This window comes from Nocardia coubleae NBRC 108252, from assembly GCF_001612805.1.
Lineage (GTDB): Bacteria > Actinomycetota > Actinomycetes > Mycobacteriales > Mycobacteriaceae > Nocardia > Nocardia coubleae.
On record NZ_BDBD01000019.1, the window covers coordinates 556,825 to 575,586 of the forward strand.

Sequence of the window (18,762 nt, forward strand, 5' to 3'; positions counted from 1 at the left end):
CATGTCTGCGGTCCTGCTCTTCGCCCTCGCCGGTTTCCTGCTCGGCGGCGCCTACACCACCTGGAAGAACAATCGCGCGATGTCCATCGCCCTGATCGCCGCGGCCGCCCTCGCCGCCACCGGCGCTTTCCTCTGGCTCTGACCGCCGTCAGGCGGGGGTCAGTTTGAAGATCTTTACGTCCTCGGGGACGCCGTTGAGGGGGGCTGCCCAGAAGTTGCGGCGGTAGAGCTTGGCGGTGACGCCGAGGTCGGTGAGGGTTTCCGGGCGCAGGGCGGCCATGGTGGTGCTGGAGATCATGGTGTTGCCGTTGCCGCCTGCCTCCATCATGCGGGCGGCGATGTTCACGTCGACGCCGAGCCAATCGCCACCGATCTCGCGTGGGGACCCGGTGTGCAGACCGACGCGCATGCGCGGTTTGTAGCCCTGTACCTCCACGTCCTCGAGGTTGCGGCGGGCCGCGAGGGCGGCGCGCACCGCGCGGTCGGGCGAGGAGAACACGGCCATCAGGCCGTCGCCCATGCGTTTGACCACCTGGCCGCCGCGCTCGGCGATCGGCGGTTCGATGGCCTTGGCCACCTTGCGCAACAGATCGAGGGTGCGTTCGTCGCCCGCGGCGAGCGCCCAGCTGGAGAAGCCGACCAGGTCGGTGAACACGATCGTCACCTCCTCGGTGCCCCGGCCACGCCCCACACGCTCGAGGGCGGCCTGCCACACCTGCAGGGCGCCGAAACCGATCTCGCGTGCCGCCGTCGGCGCGCCACCGGCGATCCGGTCGGCGACCCTGGCCACCGCCCGCGCCCCACCCGGCCCGGACACCGACAGCGGATCGCCGAACGCCGGGTCGCCCGGCAGCTGCTGACGGGCCTTGCGCAATGCGCCGATCACATCGGCACGACGGTTGGCGGCTTGCAGTTTCGACGAGATCTGCACGCGACGACGACCGTTGCGGGCACCGGACTCCTCGGAACCGGCATCGACGGTCGGCTCCAACGGGATGAACACCTCGGCGTCAGCGTCACGCTGTCGCGGATCCGGCGCGCCAGAAGGCGTTTCACTCACGGCCTGAGCCTACAGTCCCGCCTCCCCGAAAATTAAGGCCAGACTTGGGTACGGGGTGAATTGCGTCGGCGGCCAGACGGTGTCGGGGGTTGCGGTAGCCCGTGCCCGGTGAGTTACCCATGTGCTTGCGAGATATGTGGGGATACGCAAAAACCCCCGGCGTCCGGGCAGCGGACGCCGGGGGTTCCGGGGAGGACCTCCCGACAAGGTCGCCCCCCACGCGGCCCGGGCTTGTTGCGAGGGCAGCCCGGGCAGGACCAGGGTTATGCGTCGCGGCGGTTCACTACCACCAGGGCGCCGGCGAAGACGATGACGCAGAACGCGGCGAAGTAGGCCAGGCTGCCCCACACTCCCCAGTGCCAGTTGCCCGAGACCTCCTCGACCGACAGGAAGCGGTTCACGTTGGCGAAGGGCAGGAACGGGTTGACCGCGCGGCCGAAGCTGCCGAACGCGCCGAGCAGGCTCTCGATGAGCAGCGGCCACAGCACGATCAGCGAGATGGCGGCCGCGGACTGTCGAACCAGCACACCCACACCGACTGCCAGCAACACGCTCAGGAAGGCGTAGATCGGGATGCCGTAGATGGCGCGCCAGTTGCCGTCGAGCACGAGCATCGGGGCATCGTCACCGACGATCGCCTTGGCCACCACGAAGGCCGCCAGCGCGAGCACGCCCGTCAGCACCGCCGCGTACACGCCGACCAGACCGGCCTTGGACACGATCACCTTCGACCGGTTGGGCACCGCGAGGAAGCTCGTCCGGATCACCCCGAAGCGGTATTCGCTGGTCACCGTGAGCGCGGCCATGATCATCAGCACCATCACGCCGAAGCCCGTCACGCCCGATGTCGCCAGGCTCGGGGTGAGCATCGGCGGGCCCTCGCCCGGCTCGGTCGCCTGGGAGGTGTCGACGCTGGTGATGACGGCCATCAGCGCCGCGAGGCCGATGCCGAGCAGCACCACCACCGCCGAGCACCACCACGGCGACCGGGTCGAGGTGAGTTTGATTCGTTCCGCAGCGAGCACGCCCATCAGAGCGCACCTCCCATCACCTGATCGATTCCCCCGCCGTGGTATTCCACGGCGCCGCCGGTCATCCGCATGAACGCCTCCTCGAGGGAGGCCTGCTGCGGTGCCAGCTCGTAAAGCGTGACGCCGTTGGTTCCGGCGACCTTGCCGACCTCGTCGCTGGTCACCCCGGTGACGACCAGCGCGGCGTCGCCGTCCTCACGCACGGTCATGCCGTGCGAGGTGAGCAGGCTGCGCAGCTGGTCCAGTTGCGGACTCCGCACGCGCACCGACTGTTCGGACGCGCGTTCGATGAACTCCTTGGTCGTGGTGTCGGCGATGAGTTTGCCGCGACCGATGACGATCAGATGGTCGGCGGTCTGCGCCATCTCGGAGAGCAGGTGGCTCGAGACCAGCACCGTGCGGCCCTCGGCGGCAAGGCGCTGCATGAACCGGCGGATCCACAGGATGCCCTCGGGGTCGAGACCGTTGACCGGCTCGTCGAACAGCAGCACCTTCGGATCACCCAGCAACGCGCCGGCAAGGCCGAGCCGCTGTGACATACCGAGCGAGAAGCCGCCTGCGTTCTTACCCGCCACCTCGGACAGGCCGACCAGCCGCAGCACCTCCTCGACGCGGTCCTTGGGCAGGTCGTTGGACGCGGCCAGCCACTGCAGGTGCGCGCGCGCCGACCGGTTGGGATGTACCCATTTGGCGTCGAGCAGCGCACCCACCTGGGTGAGTGGCCGCTCGAGCTCCTGGTACAGCTTGCCGCCGATCAACGCGGTGCCCGCGGTGGGTTTGTCCAACCCGAGGATCATCCGCATCGTCGTCGATTTACCCGCACCGTTGGGTCCCAGGAACCCGGTCACCTGTCCAGGCTGGACGGTGAACGAGAGATCCTGTACCGCGACGGTCTGGCCGAATTTCTTGGTCAGGCCCCTCAGCTCGATCATGCGTCCAGCATGCCCCAGCAAACCCGGCGCGCGCGTCGGCTGGAAGTCGCGAGTCGGGTCATCCTCGAGGATGACCCGAACCCTTAGCGGGCTGGGGAAGAAGCCTGAGCCCAGAAACGCTTCGGGATGCGGCCCGCCTGCCGAGCCAGGTAGCCCCCGCGCACGGCCGCGGCCATCGCCGACGCCATCAGCTCGGGTTCGCGGGCCCGGGTGACGGCGGTGGCGAGCAGGACGGCCGAGCAGCCGAGTTCCATGGCGAGCGCGGCATCGCTGGCCGTGCCGATGCCCGCGTCGAGGATCACCGGCACGCCCGCGCCCGCCACGATCATCTCGATGTTGTGCGGATTGCCGATGCCCAGGCCGGTACCGATCGGTGAGCCGAGCGGCATCACGGCGGCGCAACCCGCGCCTTCGAGGCGGCGGGCCAGCGTCGGGTCGTCGGTGGTGTAGGGCAGCACGACGAAACCGTCGTCGACTAGCTTCTCGGCGGCGTCGAGCAGTTCGAACGGGTCCGGTAGCAGCGTGCGCTCGTCGGCGACGACCTCGAGCTTCACCCAGTTCGTCTCCAGCGCCTCGCGCGCGAGCTGGGCGGTGAGCACAGCCTCGGCGGCGGTGCGGCAGCCCGCCGTGTTCGGCAGCAGGGTGATGTCCAGGCGTTTCAGCAGGTCGAGCACGCCGGTGCCGCCGACCGCGTCGACGCGGCGCATGGCGACCGTGGTGAGTTCGGTGCCCGAGGCGATCAGGGCCTGCTCGAGCACGGCGAGGTTCTCGGCGCCACCGGTGCCCATGATGAGCCGCGAACCGAACTCCTTGTCCGCGATCCGCAACGGTGCGAGGTCAGCCACCCTGCACCGCCGTGAGCACCTCGATGGTCCAGCCGCGCCCGACCGGTTCGTCCCAGCGCGACTTCGGGAACACCGCACCGTCGACCGCCAATGCCACACCCTGACAGGGCAATTCGAGCCGGTTGAGCAGTTCGCGGACGCTGAGCGGCTCGGCGAACTCGTGGTCGGCACCGTTGACGGTGACGCCGATCGGGATGGTCATCGGGTTCCTCCTCGAGACAGCACGGATGCTGGAAAACGTTGCGGTGCGGCCAGTTCCGCGACCGGCGTGGTGACACCGTCGAGCAGACCGGGGACGAGGGCCGCGGTGAGCGCGAGGGTGAGCATGCCGTTGCGGCCGTGTCCGGTGGCCGCGAATACCCGGTCGTCGAGTGGACCGAGCAGCGGCAGGTTGTCGGGGGTGGCGGGGCGGGAACCGGCAGCGGCCTCGGCCAGCTCGTATTCGCCGATGCCGGGCAGGATGGCTTCGGCGTCGGCGATCAGGTCGCGCACCCCGCCGACGGTGACGGTCGTGTCGAGCCCTGCCTCGTATTGGGTTGCGCCGAGGACGATTCCGTCCGCCCTTGGCACCAGGTACACCGGCCTGCCGTGCACGCGCGCCCGGATCACGCGGGTCGGCGGTGGGCTCACGCCCGGCCTGCGGCGCAACCGCAGGATCTCCCCCTTCACCGGGCGCACCGGCAGACCGGGCCACAGCTCGGCGGACCGTGCGCCCGCCGCGAGGACGACCCGATCGTGCGGCAGATCGTCCAGTGCGGCAACGGATTCCGCGCGGATCTCGACGCCCGAAGCGGCACAGGCAGCGTGCAGTGCGCGCAGGACGCGGCGATTGTCGACGGCCGGTTCCGTCCTGGCGTGCAGGCCCGCGCGGACGGTGCGGGCCAGCGCCGGTTCCAGCGCGCGGACGCCGGCGCGGTCGAGGACAGGGAGATCGTGGCCGAAACCGGCGAGCCAGTCCGCGACGGTGCGCAGGTCCTGGGCGTCGGCGGCGTCGAGAGCGACGGTGAGGGTCTCGTCGGCGACGAAGACGGACTCGCCCGTGATCGCGCGCAGTTGCTCGGCGAAGGACGGCCAGGCGGCCAGGGCTGCGGCGCCGAATTCCAGCACGCGGTCCTCACCGGGCCAGCCTTCCGACAGCGGGGCGAGCATCCCGCCCGCGACAAAGGACGCACCGGTTCCGGGAGCCGGGTCGAACACGGTGACGGTCCAGCCCGCCTCGGTGGCCCGCCATGCGACGGCGAGTCCGACGGCACCGCCGCCGACAACCGCCAGTGTCCGCATCAACGCCTCCGTGTCCAGTTGCGGCTGGCGCCGCAGGTTTCGCCTGTTGCCGTGTCCTTCGCCGCGCGGCCCTGGGCCGTGACCGGCGCTGTGAGTTCTCGTACTGTCGCCGCGACGTTGCGGACGGCGCCGCGGGCCGGGCGGCCCAGATCGAGGCGGCCGAGAACCGGGGCCACCGCTGGTCGAACATCGAGGGTTTCGACGACGGGCTCGGTGGGATTGCCGCGAGTCCACCGTGTCGAGGGTTTCGACGTTCGCGGTTCCACGGTAGCGCGACTACCGTCGACACTGTGCAGCCCTCCCACCCGAACCGTTCCGTCCCGCCAAGGGAACGCCTCTCCTCGGCCCTGCTGTATCTGTGCACCGACGCACGCCGGGAGAAGGGCGATCTGGCCAGGTTCGTCGATGCCGCGCTGGCCGGTGGCGTCGACATCGTGCAGTTGCGTGACAAAGGGTCGCCGGGCGAGGCCGAGTTCGGGCCGCTCGAGGCGAAGGCCGAACTCGGTGCGCTCGCCGAGATCAAGGCGGCCACCCGGCGGCACGGCGCGCTGCTCGCGGTGAACGATCGCGCCGATATCGCCCTCGCCGCCGGCGCCGACGTGCTTCATCTGGGCCAAGGCGATCTCCCGCCCGCCTACGCGCGCCGCATCCTCGGCCCCGACGTGGTGATCGGCCGCTCCACCCACAACCGCAACCAGGCCGGTCTCGCCGCGATCGACGGCCACCTCGACTACTTCTGCACCGGTCCCATCTGGACCACCCCGACCAAACCGGGCAGGCAAGCCGCGGGCGTCGACCTGATCCGCACCACCGCCGACTCCCACCCGACGCTCCCCTGGTTCGCGATCGGCGGCATCGACACCGAGCGCCTCCCGGAAGTCCTCGAAGCCGGAGCCCGCCGCGTGGTCGTCGTCCGCGCGATCACCGAAGCCGCCGACCCCGAAGCCGCCGCCCGCGAACTCAAATCGGCCCTCCTAGCCGCCTCTTGAACCTGGACGCTTGATCACCACGCTCTGGTGGCGGCATCGGCCGAGAGGCTCCCGCCACCAGAGCGTGGTGATCCACTGACCAGGTCGCGATTGCCTGCCGCAGGTGGCCCCTGGCGGCGGCTGAATCCAGCTGCGACGTGCCGCGGACGCTCATGGCGGCGACGTTCGGAGTTCATGCGTGCGGCCCGGTGGGTTCGGACGGCACGAGGGGTTTCAGGACAGAAGGTCGGCTCGGGTGACGGTGGGGCCGGTGGTCGGGTGGTCGAGGAGGATTTCGGCGCCGGGGCCGGTGACCGTGGTGTGCAGCCAGTAGAAGCCGTGGCCGGACAGGTCGACCGTGCGGGGTAAGGCGGGGGCGAGGTCGGGGGTGACATCGACGACGCGCAGGGGGACGGCGCGCAGGCCGACCCAGGCGGCGGCGAAACCGGGGTGCAGCGGGAGGGCGGTGACGTCGTCTTCGGGGACCCAGGCCAGTTCGGTGCTCTCCTGGTTGGGGACGGTCGGCAGCGTGCTCGCCGCGTCGGCGACGACGGTCGTGTAGGTCCAGCCGCTCGGCGCGGTCATGGTGAGGCGTTCGGCGCGCACGCGCACGGCGTCGGCGCTGATCCCGGCCTCTTCCTCGGCTTCGCGGACCGCCGCGTGCCGGGCGGTCTCGTGGGAATCGCGGGCTCCGCCGGGCAGCGCCCACGTGCCGCCCTGATGACTCCACGCGGCCCGATGCTGCAGCAGCACCGCCGAGCCACCACCGGGCAGCGGTGCGCGCAGCAGCAGACCCGCCGCACCGAACTTGCCCCAGTGCCGGACGCCACCCGGGCTGTCCGCCCACCCGTCTCCGTCACCGCGCATCCAATACCCTCTCCCTAGCAGCCGTGCAGCAACCGCCACGGGGGTGTCTGAGGGGCTGCGGCACCGGTACGACCACAATAAACTCCGCACCAGGACGGGTGCGCGGACAGGACGGGGAGGTGAGCGATGGTCGAACCGGGAAACCGCGAGGCGGCGACCGAGGTCGCGGCTGTCCGAACCGGCCCGTCACCGCAGGTGGAAGCGGGTAACGGCCCGCAAGCCACGACGCGGCGGATGCCCTCGCGCAGGCAGGTGCTCGTCGCCGATCGACCGCCCGCACCCGATGTGAAAGCCTTGCGCGCGCAGTTCCAGCCCGCCCGTCTGCGGGGGTTCGCGCGGTCGACGCCGGGCCGATTGCTCGCCGCCGGACTGGTGCTGATGCTGCTCTGCGTAGCCGCGGGCATGGTGACTTCGACGACCGTGAGCGAGCGCAAGCAAGCTTTGGGCGTCCTGCTCGACGACACCGAACCCGATGCGCATTCGGCCAACCACCTCTACACCTCGCTCTCGATCGCCGACGCCGCCGCGGGCCGCGCCTTCATCGCTGGTGGCGTCGAGCCCGAGGAGGTGCGCGACCGCTACACCCAGGCCATCGGCGAGGCGGCCGCCGAGCTGGTCACCCAGGCCGGTCACATCTCCGCCGAGGAGGCGGCCGACCCGGCGGGCACCGACCGACGCCTGCGCACGGGCATCGCGACCGGCCTGCCCGTGTACACCGGGCTGATCGAGACCGCGCGGGCCAACAACCGCAACGGTTTCCCGGTGGGCGCGGCGTATCTGAGCGAGGCCTCCCACCAGATGCAGACCACCCTGCTGCCGATGGCCGAGGAACTCGAAGACCACCGCTTCGACGCGGTGACCGCCGCCCAGCACCGGCACGTGCAGCCGCCGTGGGTCGCGATCGGGCTGCTCGTGCTCACGCTCGCCGCGCTCGTCTACGTGCAGATGGAGTTGGCGCGCCGCTCGCGGCGGGTTTTCAACATGGGCCTGCTGATCGGTACCGCGATGGTGGCGCTCACCCTGCTGTGGACGGTGGCGGCCGGGTCGGTGTCGGCGGTGGCGATGATCCGCTGCCGCGACGAGGGCGCGGTGCCCGCCGCCCGGCTGGCCGAGAGCCGGATCCTGGTGCAGCAGGCAAGGGCCGCCGAAATGGTCAAACTGGTGCGCCGCGACGCCACCGGCGACTACGACCGCACGTTCGACGCCAACGCCGCCCGGCTCGCCGAACTCCTCGACGGTTACCCGTCCGGCGCACCGGCCGCCGACGAGGTGACCGACGCGCGCGCCGCGCTTGCTCGCTGGCAGTCGGCGCATCAGCGGATGAACGACACCCTCCAGCGTGGTGATTTCGTCGGCGCCGCCGCCGTGGCGACCGGGCCGAGCGCCGCCGATTCGACCGCCCAGGTCGACGCCCTGGAACGCGCACTCGACGACGCCCGGACAGCCACGCGAGACCGGTTGCGCGACAAAGTGTCCCAGGCCACCGATGTGCTCTCGTTCCTGGCTCCCGGCGCCCTGGTGCTCGGCATCGCCGCCGCCGTCTGTGTGGCGCTCGGGCTCTGGCCCCGGCTGCGGGAGTACCGGTGAGGCGGGGGCGCGCCGTCGCGGCGCTGCTGCTGGTCGCGCTGCTCGGCGGTTGTTCCGGCAACAGCACACCGGCACCCGACGAACACACGGTGTATTCCGAACCGCCGTTGCCCGCCAAGGCGATTCCCATCGGAACCGACACCCCGCTGCCGCCACGCACCGGCGCGCAGTGCGGCGATCCGACCGCGAGCCTGCGCCCGAGCACCGCCGACGGTCCGACGATCGCGGCCATTCGCGCGCGCGGCAGGCTGGTCGTCGGGCTGGACGCGGGCAGCAATCTGTTCAGCTTCCGCGACCCGGTGACCGGGCGCATCGTCGGCTTCGACGCCGATATCGCCCGCGAGATCGCCCGCGACCTGCTCGGCAATCCGGACCTGATCGAATACCGAAGTCTGGCTTCGGAAGAGCGGGAGAAGGCGCTGCAGGAGCACACCGTCGACCTGGTGGCCAAGACGATGACGATCACCTGTGAACGGCGCGAGCGGGTGGCGTTCTCGACGGTGTATCTGCGCGCCGATCAGCGGGTGCTGGCGATGAAGAATTCCGGGATCAACGGCCTCGCCGATCTGGCGGGCAAGCGCGTATGCGTGGTACGCGGGACGACCTCGCTGGACCACATCCGCCGCGATCAGCCCGCCGCGACCATCCTCACGGTCCCCACCTGGGCGGACTGCCTCGTCGTCCTGCAGCAACGCCAGGTCGACGCGGTGAGTACCGACGACGCCATCCTCGCCGGTCTCGCCGCCCAGGACCCCTACACCGAGGTGGTCGGTGACAGCATCAGCGCCGAGCCCTACGGCATCGGCATCCCCAAGGGCGACGACGACCTGGTCCGCTTCGTCAACGCCACCCTCGACCGCATCCGCACCGACGGCACCTGGACCCGCATCCACCGCCGCTGGCTGTCCACGCTCGGCGAAGCGACACCACCTGCCCCGAAGTACCAGGACTGATCGCGATGAGTACAACGCCACCGAAAGGCGCACCGGGCCACGGCGACCCGGACGATCAGTCACCCACCGGCGACGCGGCGCCCGAACTCGCCCCGCGCCCCGAGCCCACCAGCCTCACCCAACGCCCGAAACCCGGCACACTCCCCGGCGGCTGGACGCTGCCACCCTCCACCGAGGACGACGAAACCAAACCCCTCCCGAAACTTCCCCTCGGACAACCCCGTCCGAGCCCCACCGGCACGACCCCGGGTCCGCACGCAGCCGCACCCCAGGCGAGCCCGAACATCGCATCCGACCCGCATCACGAGGCGCCGGGAGCTGTTGTCGCGCAGTCGGCTTCGACGCGTGCAGGTTCCGAAGCAACGCCACCCCACCGACCTACCCCGGAATCGGCAGCGACCGAGTTGAGTCATCGGCCTGTCGAGCCGGAGCCGTCCGAAACTCAGGCCGCCTCTGGGCCGGTGGAGCCGGAATGGCCGGCCACGCAGGCAAGTACACGCCGCGAGCCCGCATCGAACAGCCCCGCCGAGCACCCGATAGGCGACGAACCTCCCGCGACTCAGGCGTCGACAAGGTCGCCCATGGGCAACCTTTCGGATACGCAGGCCGCACAGCAAACCGACCAGTTCAGCGCCGCCGAGCTGGGCGCCTATGCGGCTACCCAGGCGGCGGCACGCACTCCGATTCCCACGGAGTCTGCGGCGGCTAGGCAGGCAGCGGAACGCGCTGCCGAGCCCGGGGTTGCGGCTGCTGGGTCAGGGTCTGCGGCGGCTAGGCAGGCAGCAGAACGTATTGCCCCGCCTGCCGAGTCCGGGGCTGCGGCGGCTACCCAGGCGGCGGCACGCACTCCGATTCCCACCGAGCCTGCGGCGGCTAGGCAGGCAGCCGAACGCACTGCCCCGCCCGCCGAGTCCGGGGCTGCGGCTGCCACCCAGGCAGCCGAACGCACTGCCCCGCCCGCCGAGTCCGGGGCTGCGGCTGCTACGCAAGCGGCCGAACGCCCTACCGCGGCTGCCCAGTCGGGGGCTGCGGCCGCCACTCAGGCGGCGGAGCGTGCTGCTGTTCCTGCGGACACGGAGTCCGGGGCGACGGTGCGGTCGGGGCGGAGTGTGCGGACGGCGCGGTCTCGGCCGACGCGGCGGTTGGGGGCCGGGTTGGTGCCGATCCCGACCGTGACGCCGGCTGATCCACGGGATGCGGTGCTCACCGATCCCGTGGTGTCGGAGGGGCGGCGGTTCTGCTGGCGGTGTGGGGATCCGGTGGGGCGGTCGACGCCGGCGCGGGCCGCGTCGAGCAGTGGCGAGTGCCAGACCTGTGGTGCCGCTTATGATTTCCGGCCGTCGCTGCACGAGGGCGATATGGTGGGCGGGCAGTACGAGATCCAGGGTTGCCTCGCGCACGGCGGGCTCGGCTGGATCTACCTGGCGATCGACCGCAATGTCAGCGACCGGTGGGTGGTGCTCAAGGGTTTGCTGCACGCGGGCGACGCCGAAGCGCAGGCCGTGGCGGTGGCCGAACGGCAGTTCCTGGCCGAGGTGGCGCATCCGAGCATCGTCAAGATCCACAACTTCGTCGAACACACCGCCGGTGACGGGTCGAGTATCGGCTACATCGTCATGGAGTACGTGGGCGGAAAGTCGTTGCGCGACATCCTCGATGCCCGCCCGCACGGTGAACGGATGCCGGTGGCCGAAGCCATCGCCTATGTGCTCGAGGTGCTGCCCGCGCTCGAACACCTGCATTCGATCGGGCTCACCTACAACGACCTCAAGCCCGACAATGTGATGGTCACCGAGGACCAGGTGAAACTCATCGACCTCGGCGCCGTGGCAACGATCGAAGCCTACGGAAACCTGTACGGCACCAAAGGTTTCCAGGCGCCTGAGATCGCCAGGACCGGACCGACACCAGCCTCCGATGTGTACACGGTCGGCCGCACTCTCGCCGCCCTCACCCTGCACCTGCCGAGCGAGCACGGCCGCTACCTCGACGGGCTCCCCGAGCCCGCCGCCGAACCCGTGCTCGCCCGCTACGAGTTCTTCCACCGTTTCCTGCTCACCGCCACCGACCCCGATCCGGACCGGCGCTTCCCTTCGGCGCGTGCGATGTCGGCACAGCTGGCCGGGGTTCTGCGCGAGATTCTCGCCCAGGACACCGACACCGAACATCCCCAGCTGTCCACAGTGTTCAGTCCACAGCGCACCAGTTTCGGCACCGAGGAACTCATCAGCCAGACCGATGCCTATCTCGACGGCGTCGGCCGCTCTCCGCTGATGGACTCGGGCGAAGTGGTCGCGGCCCTGCCGATTCCGCTGATCGACCCGGCGGACCCGGCCGCTCCCCTGCTGGCCGCCACCGCCAATCCCGAGCCCGAGCGCGTCCTGGAAGCCCTGCACGACGCCCGCGAACGCGCCGAGGCCGACCCGGACAACGCACCGGAAACCCTGGCGAACGAACTCCTCTTCGCCGAGGCCCGCGCCCGGCTGGAGCTCGGCGAATCGGCCGCCGTGCTGCATCTGCTCGAGCGGGTGCCGAACGATACTGATTGGCGCGCGGACTGGTTCGCCGGTCAGGCGCATCTGCTGGAGCTCGACTACGAGGCCGCGTTCGACTCGTTCGAGGCGGTTCTTCGCGTGCTCCCCGGTGAGATCGCCCCCAAGCTGGCACTCGCCGCGACGGCGGAACTCATTCTGCAACACTGGGTTTCCCCGGAACCCGAACAGTGGCGCGCTTTCGCGGAACGCTATTACGACACCGTATGGCGTACCGACCGCGCCGTGGTGAGCGCCGCCTTCGGCCTGGCCAGGCAGCTGGCCGTGGCGGGCCGGGTGGGTGAGGCCGTGCACGCCCTCGACGACGTTCCGGCCGCATCGCGCCACTTCACCACCGCCCAGACGACGGCGATCCTGTTGCTGCTCACCAGCGCTCCCGTCGCCGACCTGGACGAGCAGGTGCTGCGCCTGGCCGCGTCCCGCGCCCAGTCCGTGCCGCCCGGCGAACACCGCGCCACCCTCATGCGCACCCTGGTGCAGGGCACCGCCCTGGCCTGGCTCCAGGCGGGCAATTCACCGAAACGCAAGGACGCCAAGCTGTTCGGTCGCCCGTTCGACGAACGTGACCTGCGCGACGGCACCGAAACCGGCCTGCGCGCCCTGGCCCGCAACGCCGCCGATCGCACCCACCGCTACGCGCTGATCGACCTGGCCAACTCGCTACGCGCCAAGACCTGGTTCTGATCTTCGGCGGTCGGTCTCTTCGCGGGCCGGAACGCCCGAGCCGACCACCGCAGGCCCACGAAGGCCGTGTCAGCCACGAATAGCCGTACGCGCACATCGCACTACACCCCGCGGCCGACGGAGCCGGCCAAACGGCTCGTCGGTGCCGGACCCCGGTCGTTACGCGACCGGGGTCTTCAGGCGGTCAAGCTGTGGGCGGCCCGGGCGATGGCGAGTTCTTCGTTGGTGGGGACCACCAAGACCTCGACCGGGGAGAATTCCGGCGAGATGCGGCGGACTCCTGGCGTCCGGGTTTCGTTGCGGCCCGGATCGACCTCGATACCCAGGCCCGACAGCCCGGCGAGGGTGTCCGCGCGCACGTTCGCGGCGTTCTCGCCGACACCCGCGGTGAAGACGATGACATCCACCGAGCCGAGCTCCACCAGGTACGCGCCAAGGTAGCGGCGCAGGCGGTGGATGTAGACGTCATAAGCCAGTTTCGCTGCGGCGTCTCCCTTTTCGACCAGCTCGCCCAGCTCCCGGAAGTCGTTGACCCCCGACAGCCCCTTGAGCCCGGAATCGCGGTTGAGCAGCTGCTCCACCTGCGCGAGATCCAGATCGGCCACGCGCACCAGGTGCGGCACGATGCCGGGATCGAGGTCGCCGGGGCGAGTGCCCATCACCAGGCCCTCGAGCGGTGTCATCCCCATGGTCGTGTCCACCGCGACGCCACCCCGGATGGCCGACGCGGACGCACCGTTGCCCAGGTGGAAGACGATCTGGTTCAGCTCCGTGTAGTCGCGACCGAGGAACTCGGCGGCCTTCTCCGACACGTACTGATGCGAGGTGCCGTGGAACCCGTACTTGCGAATGCCGTGCGCTGCGGCGACTTTCGCGTCGATCGCGTAGGTCTTGGCGGCATCGGGCAGCCCGTGGAAGAACGCGGTGTCGAAAACGGCGACCTGGGGAATGCCGGGCAGCAACTCCCGTGTCGACTCGATACCGACGGCATTGGCCGGGTTGTGCAGCGGCGCTAGCTCAGACAGGTCCCGGATGGTGGTGAGCACGTCGTCGGTGACGATCGTCGGCTCCCAGAACACCTCGCCGCCGTGCACCACCCGGTGCCCGACCGCCCCGACACCGACGGTGGTCAGGTCGATGCCGGTCTCCTGGAACATCTCGAAGGCCTGCCGCAGCCCGTCACGATGATCGGCGATCGGCCCCTCGTGCACCAGTTTTCGCCCACCGCACTGGTGCACGATGCGCCCACCGTGCGCCTCACCGATCTTCTCGGCCAGCCCGGAGGCGACCACCTCACCCGAATCCGCGTGCAGCAGCTGGTATTTGATCGACGACGACCCGGAGTTCAGCACCAGGACCAGGTCACTCACTTCGCGTCTCCCTGCGCTTGAATGGCGGTGATCGCCACGGTATTGACGATGTCGGCCACCAGGGCGCCGCGCGACAGATCGTTGACCGGCTTGCGCAGACCCTGCAGCACCGGCCCGATGGCGACGGCACCGGCGCTGCGCTGCACCGCCTTGTAGGTGTTGTTGCCGGTGTTGAGGTCGGGGAAGACGAAAACCGTTGCCTTGCCCGCGACATCGGAGTCGGGCATCTTCGCGCTCGCCACCGCGGGCTCGATCGCCGCGTCGTACTGGATCGGCCCCTCGACCGGCAGTTCCGGTGCGCGCTCACGCACGAATTCGGTTGCGGCACGAACCTTGTCGACATCGGCACCAGTTCCCGAGGCACCCGTCGAGTACGACAGCATCGCCACCCGTGGCTCGATCCCGAACCGGGCCGCCGTCGCCGCCGAGGACACCGCGATATCGGCCAACTGCTCGGAGGTGGGGTCAGGCACGACGGCGCAGTCGCCGTAGGCGAGCACCCGGTCGGCCAAACACATCAGGAACACACTCGACACCGTGGAGACGCCGGGGGTGGTCTTGATGATCTCGAACGACGGCCGGATGGTGTGCGCCGTGGTGTGCGCGGCGCCGGAGACCATGCCGTCGGCGATTCCCTTGTAGACCATCATGGTGCCGAAATACGAGATGTCGGCCATGGTTTCGCGGGCCCGCTCCAGCGTCATGCCCTTGTGTTTGCGCAATTCGGTGTACTCGGCGGCGAATTCGTCGAGATAGCCGGAGGTGCGCGGGTCGAGTACTTGGGCGGCGGCGATGTCGACACCGAGTTCCGCGGCGCGGGAACGCACGGCGGCCTCGTCGCCGAGGATCGTCAGGTCGGCGATCTTGCGCTGTAGAACCCGACCCGCGGCGCGCAGGATGCGGTCGTCGTCGCCTTCGGGCAGCACGATGCGTTTGCGATCTGAGCGGGCACGCTCGATCAGGCGGTACTCGAACATCTGCGGGGTGACCACCGTCGACGACGGCACCTGGATGCGTTCGAGCAGGGCCGACGCGTCGACGCGCTGTTCCATCAGCGCGAGCGCGGTGTCGACCTTGAGCGGGCTGCCCGCCCACATGCGGCCACGGGTGCGGTGCACCGCGCTGGCGGTGTCGTATGTGCCGAGTTCGGTGGTAAGGATCGGCAGCTTGGGCTGCAGACCCTCCATCAGCCGTGCGATGGCCGGGTGCGGGCGGATGCCACCGTTCATGATGACTCCGGCCAGCGACGGAAAGCCCGCCGCCTCATGGGCATTCATCACGCCGAGCAGCACGTCGGAGCGGTCGCCGGGGGCGATCACGACCACGCCGTCGGAGAGCCGTTCGAGGATGTGCTCGGCCGTCATGCCGCCGACCATGATGCGCAGCGCCTCACGCTGCAGCAATTCCGGGTCGCCGCTGTAGATTTCGCCGTCGATGGCCTCGCACAGTTCACCCATGGTCGGCGCCATCAGCAGCGGCACCTCCGGCAGCCCCCACGACGGCACGTCGAAATCGGCCAGGGCGGCACAGATCCCGTCCATCCCGTCGGGATCGCAGCGGTTGGCGATCACCGCGACCAGTTGCGCGTGCTCGCCGGCGAGTTCGCTCTCACAGAGCTCTACGAGCTGCTTCACCTCGGCGGGTGTGCGTTCGGCGCCGCGCACCACGAGCAGCACCGGGGCGCCGAGGTTCACGGCGATGCGGGCGTTGTAGCGCAGTTCGCTGGGGCTGGCCACATCGGTGTAGTCGCTGCCGACGATCACCACCGCGTCGCACGCCTTGGCCACATCGTGGAACCGCATCACGATCTCGCTGATGGCGGCGTCGGGATCGCGGTGCACGTCCTCGTAGCTCACGCCGACGGCCTGCTCGTAGCTGATGTCGGCGGTGCTGTGCTCGAGCAGCAGCTCGAGGATGTAGTCGGGTGCGGTGGCCGAGCGGGTGATCGGCCGGAACACGCCGACCCGCGCCGTCGTGGCGCACAACATCTGCAGGACACCGAGGGCGACCGTTGACTTTCCGGTGTCGCCCTCGGGCGAGGCGATGTACACGGTGGACGGCGCTGGTTCGACCATGCCCGCGAGCTTAGTTAATCGGCGGCGATCCGGGGGTTCGGTGTGGCGCGATCCTCGCGGTTACAGTCGGCCCATGACACCGCAGTTCCCGGATCGACTCTGGGGTTCACGCACGAACCTGCTCTCCCGCGCCGCCAACCGTTTCGCCGCGACAAAGCCGGGTTCCCTGCTGATCCGCACCCTGACCCCACTCGACCGGGCCGTGCTCGAACGCACCGACGCCAAGTACACCGTGCTCGGCCCGATCGGCGCCCCGGTGATCCTGCTGACCACCATCGGCCGCAAATCCGGGCAGCCGCGCACCCAGCCGCTGCTCTACGTCCACGACGGCGACACCCTCTACGTGGTCGGCTCCAACTTCGGCCAGGCCAAACACCCCGCCTGGACCGTCAACCTCCTCGCGAACCCGCAAGCCACCGTCGCCATCGCGGGCGAACGCATTCCGGTGACGGCCACCCTCGTCCCCGACGCGGACAAAGAGGCCATCTTCGCCCGCTTCGTCGAGATCACCGGCGCCTACGCCGCCTACCGCGACCGCACCACCCGCGACCTGCGCATCTTCGCCCTCCGCCGGGCCTGACCCGGACGCTCGAGCTCAGCCCAGGGCGCGCAGGCGGGGGGCCAGATCGCGCTTGAAGAGGTCGAGGAAGCGGAGCTGGTCGTGGCCGGGAGCGTGGAAGACCAGGTGGTTGAGGCCCGCGTCGAGGTAGGGCTTGATCTGGGCGACGGCCTCGTCGGGGTCGCTGGCGACGATCCAGCGCTTGGCGACCTGTTCGATGGGCAGCGCGTCGGCGGCGGCTTCCATTTCGATCGGGTCGGTGATGTCGTGCTTCTGTTCGGGGGTCAACGACAGCGGTGCCCAGAAACGCGTGTTCTCCAGGGCGAGATCGGGATCGGTGTCGTAGGAGATCTTGATCTCGATCATCTTGTCGATCGCCGACAGGTCGCGTTCGGCCTTGGCCGCGCCCTCGGCGACGGCGGGCAGCAGCTTCTCGGTGTAGAGGTCCATGCCCTTGCCGGAGGTGCAGATGAAACCATCACCCGCGCGGCCCGCGTACCGGGCGACCACCGGGCCACCGGCCGCGATGTAGACGGGGATGCCGTCCTTGGGCACGTCGTAGATCGAGGCGCCGACGGTGTGGTAGTACTCGCCGTCGAAATCGACCCGGTCGCCGAGCCACAGTTCGCGCATCAGTCGCACGGCCTCACGCAGCCGGGCGAAACGCTCCTTGAAGTCGGGCCATTCGCCCTTGTACCCGGTGGCGATCTCGTTGAGCGCCTCGCCGGTACCGACACCGAGCATCACCCGGCCCGGGTACAGGCAGCCGAAAGTGGCGAAAGCCTGCGCGATCACCGCCGGGTTGTAGCGGAAGGTCGGGGTGAGCACCGAGGTGCCGAGCATGATGCGCTCGGTGCGCTCGCCCGCGGCCGCGAGCCAGGCCAGCGAGAACGGTGCGTGTCCGCCGTTGTGCCGCCACGGCTGGAAGTGGTCGCTCACGGTGGCGCTGTCGAGGCCGTGCTGTTCGGCGGCCACCGCCAACTCGACCAGCTCTCGTGGTCCGAACTGCTCCGCCGACGCCTTGTACCCGAGCTTGAGATCGACCATTCCAGCCACTCCTATTCCTCCGCTGACCGCTGCTTCCTCGACACTAGCGTGCGGCCCGCGATCCGCACCGTCGCCGTTTCGTCTCCCACTGCGCCCGGTTTTAGCGGATGATTAGCTGGTGACCGCCAAGGATGACCAGATCTTGTCGTATCTGACCGATATGGACGGCGTGCTGGTGCACGAGGATCAGCTGATCCCCGGTGCCGACGAGTTCCTCGCCGAGCTGCGCGAGAACGAGATCCCGTTCCTCGTGCTGACCAACAATTCGATCCGGACCCCGCGCGATCTGCAGGCCCGGCTGCGCCACACCGGCCTCGACATCCCGGAGGAGTCGATCTGGACCTCGGCGCTGGCGACGGCGACCTTCCTCGACGACCAGCGCCCCAACGGCACCGCGTACGTGGTCGGCGAATCGGGGCTCACCACGGCGCTGCACGAGATCGGCTACGTGCTCACCGACAGCGACCCCGACTACGTGGTGCTCGGCGAGACCCGCACCTACTCGTTCGAGGCCATCACCACCGCGATCCGCCTGGTCGACCGTGGTGCGAAGTTCATCGCCACCAACCCCGACGCCACCGGCCCCTCCCGCGACGGCGTGCTGCCCGCCACGGGTTCGGTCGCCGCCCTGATCACCCGGGCCACCGGCAAGGACCCCTACTACGTCGGCAAACCGAACCCGTTGATGATGCGTTCGGCACTGCGGCGCATCGGCGCGCACTCCCAGTCGACGGTGATGATCGGCGACCGGATGGACACCGATGTGATCGCGGGTCTCGAGGCGGGCATGCGGACGGTCCTGGTCACCTCGGGTATCTCCACCAAGTCTTCGGTCGAGAAGTACCCCTTCCGGCCGACGCTTGTCGTGGATTCGATCGCCGACCTGCTCAATCGCACCCGGACCCCGTTCGTGGAACTCTGACGGGCCCGACGCCCTGGCCGCCTGCACGC

The 18,762-nt window shown here is 69.7% G+C and carries 17 protein-coding genes; 7 read left to right on the forward strand and 10 right to left on the reverse strand.

Going from position 1 to position 18,762, the window contains the following annotated elements:
* The first annotated feature begins 1 nt into the window (after position 1).
* Positions 2-142, forward strand: coding sequence for a CG2302 family histidine operon protein (locus tag NCO8_RS31895; RefSeq protein WP_167352399.1), 141 nt, complete (start codon positions 2-4; stop codon positions 140-142).
* Positions 143-148: 6 nt separating this feature from the next.
* Here the strand turns inward: NCO8_RS31895 and NCO8_RS22340 are convergent, their stop codons facing one another.
* From NCO8_RS22340 to thiO, 6 genes are all read right to left on the reverse strand, one after another.
* Positions 149-1,003: an adenylate/guanylate cyclase domain-containing protein gene (locus NCO8_RS22340; protein ID WP_376739936.1), complete on the reverse strand. Its 855-nt coding sequence runs from the start codon at positions 1,001-1,003 to the stop codon at positions 149-151.
* Between the two features lie 320 nt (positions 1,004-1,323).
* A complete protein-coding gene (locus NCO8_RS22345) occupies positions 1,324-2,091 on the reverse strand; it encodes an ABC-2 transporter permease family protein (RefSeq protein ID WP_067484474.1) in 768 nt (255 codons plus the stop codon).
* Positions 2,091-3,023: an ABC transporter ATP-binding protein gene (locus NCO8_RS22350; RefSeq protein WP_067642051.1), complete on the reverse strand. Its 933-nt coding sequence runs from the start codon at positions 3,021-3,023 to the stop codon at positions 2,091-2,093. Before NCO8_RS22350 ends, NCO8_RS22345 begins: the two co-directional genes overlap by 1 nt.
* 83 nt (positions 3,024-3,106) lie before the next feature.
* On the reverse strand, positions 3,107-3,811 hold the full coding sequence (locus tag NCO8_RS22355) for a thiazole synthase (RefSeq protein ID WP_210740245.1): 705 nt from the start codon (positions 3,809-3,811) through the stop codon (positions 3,107-3,109).
* A gap of 49 nt (positions 3,812-3,860) precedes the next feature.
* A complete protein-coding gene (gene thiS, locus NCO8_RS22360; protein ID WP_067642053.1) occupies positions 3,861-4,070 on the reverse strand; it encodes a sulfur carrier protein ThiS in 210 nt (69 codons plus the stop codon).
* Positions 4,067-5,149, reverse strand: coding sequence for a glycine oxidase ThiO (gene thiO, locus NCO8_RS22365; RefSeq protein WP_084457368.1), 1,083 nt, complete (start codon positions 5,147-5,149; stop codon positions 4,067-4,069). Before thiO ends, thiS begins: the two co-directional genes overlap by 4 nt.
* 290 nt (positions 5,150-5,439) lie before the next feature.
* Between thiO and thiE the strand changes: the two genes are divergently transcribed.
* On the forward strand, positions 5,440-6,138 hold the full coding sequence (thiE, locus tag NCO8_RS22370) for a thiamine phosphate synthase (protein WP_067484460.1): 699 nt from the start codon (positions 5,440-5,442) through the stop codon (positions 6,136-6,138).
* Between the two features lie 213 nt (positions 6,139-6,351).
* On the opposite strand, the gene NCO8_RS22375 is transcribed toward thiE, so the two are convergent.
* Entirely contained in the window at positions 6,352-6,984 is a 633-nt protein-coding gene (locus tag NCO8_RS22375; protein WP_067642054.1) for an NUDIX domain-containing protein, read from the reverse strand.
* A 126-nt stretch (positions 6,985-7,110) separates the two neighbouring features.
* Here NCO8_RS22375 and NCO8_RS22380 point away from each other — a divergent pair, with 126 nt between their 5' ends.
* The 3 genes from NCO8_RS22380 to NCO8_RS22390 all read left to right on the forward strand — a co-directional run bounded on the left by NCO8_RS22380 (position 7,111) and on the right by NCO8_RS22390 (position 12,760).
* Positions 7,111-8,571: a GlnX family signal transduction membrane protein gene (locus tag NCO8_RS22380; RefSeq protein ID WP_067642055.1), complete on the forward strand. Its 1,461-nt coding sequence runs from the start codon at positions 7,111-7,113 to the stop codon at positions 8,569-8,571.
* A complete protein-coding gene (locus tag NCO8_RS22385; protein WP_067642056.1) occupies positions 8,568-9,524 on the forward strand; it encodes a glutamate ABC transporter substrate-binding protein in 957 nt (318 codons plus the stop codon). The genes NCO8_RS22380 and NCO8_RS22385 overlap by 4 nt, the downstream gene beginning before the upstream one ends.
* A 581-nt stretch (positions 9,525-10,105) precedes the next feature.
* A complete protein-coding gene (locus tag NCO8_RS22390; RefSeq protein WP_210740166.1) occupies positions 10,106-12,760 on the forward strand; it encodes a serine/threonine-protein kinase in 2,655 nt (884 codons plus the stop codon).
* A gap of 176 nt (positions 12,761-12,936) precedes the next feature.
* Here the strand turns inward: NCO8_RS22390 and NCO8_RS22395 are convergent, their stop codons facing one another.
* Together NCO8_RS22395 and pta are read right to left on the reverse strand one after the other, a co-directional pair.
* The gene (locus tag NCO8_RS22395; RefSeq protein ID WP_067642057.1) at positions 12,937-14,130 is read right to left on the reverse strand and encodes an acetate kinase; all 1,194 of its coding nucleotides are present in this window, start codon (positions 14,128-14,130) and stop codon (positions 12,937-12,939) included.
* The gene (gene pta, locus NCO8_RS22400; protein ID WP_067642058.1) at positions 14,127-16,205 is read right to left on the reverse strand and encodes a phosphate acetyltransferase; all 2,079 of its coding nucleotides are present in this window, start codon (positions 16,203-16,205) and stop codon (positions 14,127-14,129) included. The genes NCO8_RS22395 and pta overlap by 4 nt, the downstream gene beginning before the upstream one ends.
* 73 nt (positions 16,206-16,278) lie before the next feature.
* Here pta and NCO8_RS22405 point away from each other — a divergent pair, with 73 nt between their 5' ends.
* Positions 16,279-16,785, forward strand: a complete 507-nt coding sequence (locus tag NCO8_RS22405) for a nitroreductase/quinone reductase family protein (protein WP_067484435.1) — start codon at positions 16,279-16,281, stop codon at positions 16,783-16,785.
* A gap of 15 nt (positions 16,786-16,800) precedes the next feature.
* Here NCO8_RS22405 and fgd read toward each other — a convergent pair whose 3' ends face one another.
* The gene (fgd, locus tag NCO8_RS22410) at positions 16,801-17,811 is read right to left on the reverse strand and encodes a glucose-6-phosphate dehydrogenase (coenzyme-F420) (protein ID WP_067642059.1); all 1,011 of its coding nucleotides are present in this window, start codon (positions 17,809-17,811) and stop codon (positions 16,801-16,803) included.
* Between the two features lie 118 nt (positions 17,812-17,929).
* Between fgd and NCO8_RS22415 the strand changes: the two genes are divergently transcribed.
* The gene (locus NCO8_RS22415) at positions 17,930-18,733 is read left to right on the forward strand and encodes an HAD-IIA family hydrolase (RefSeq protein WP_067484430.1); all 804 of its coding nucleotides are present in this window, start codon (positions 17,930-17,932) and stop codon (positions 18,731-18,733) included.
* Positions 18,734-18,762 lie beyond the last annotated feature (29 nt).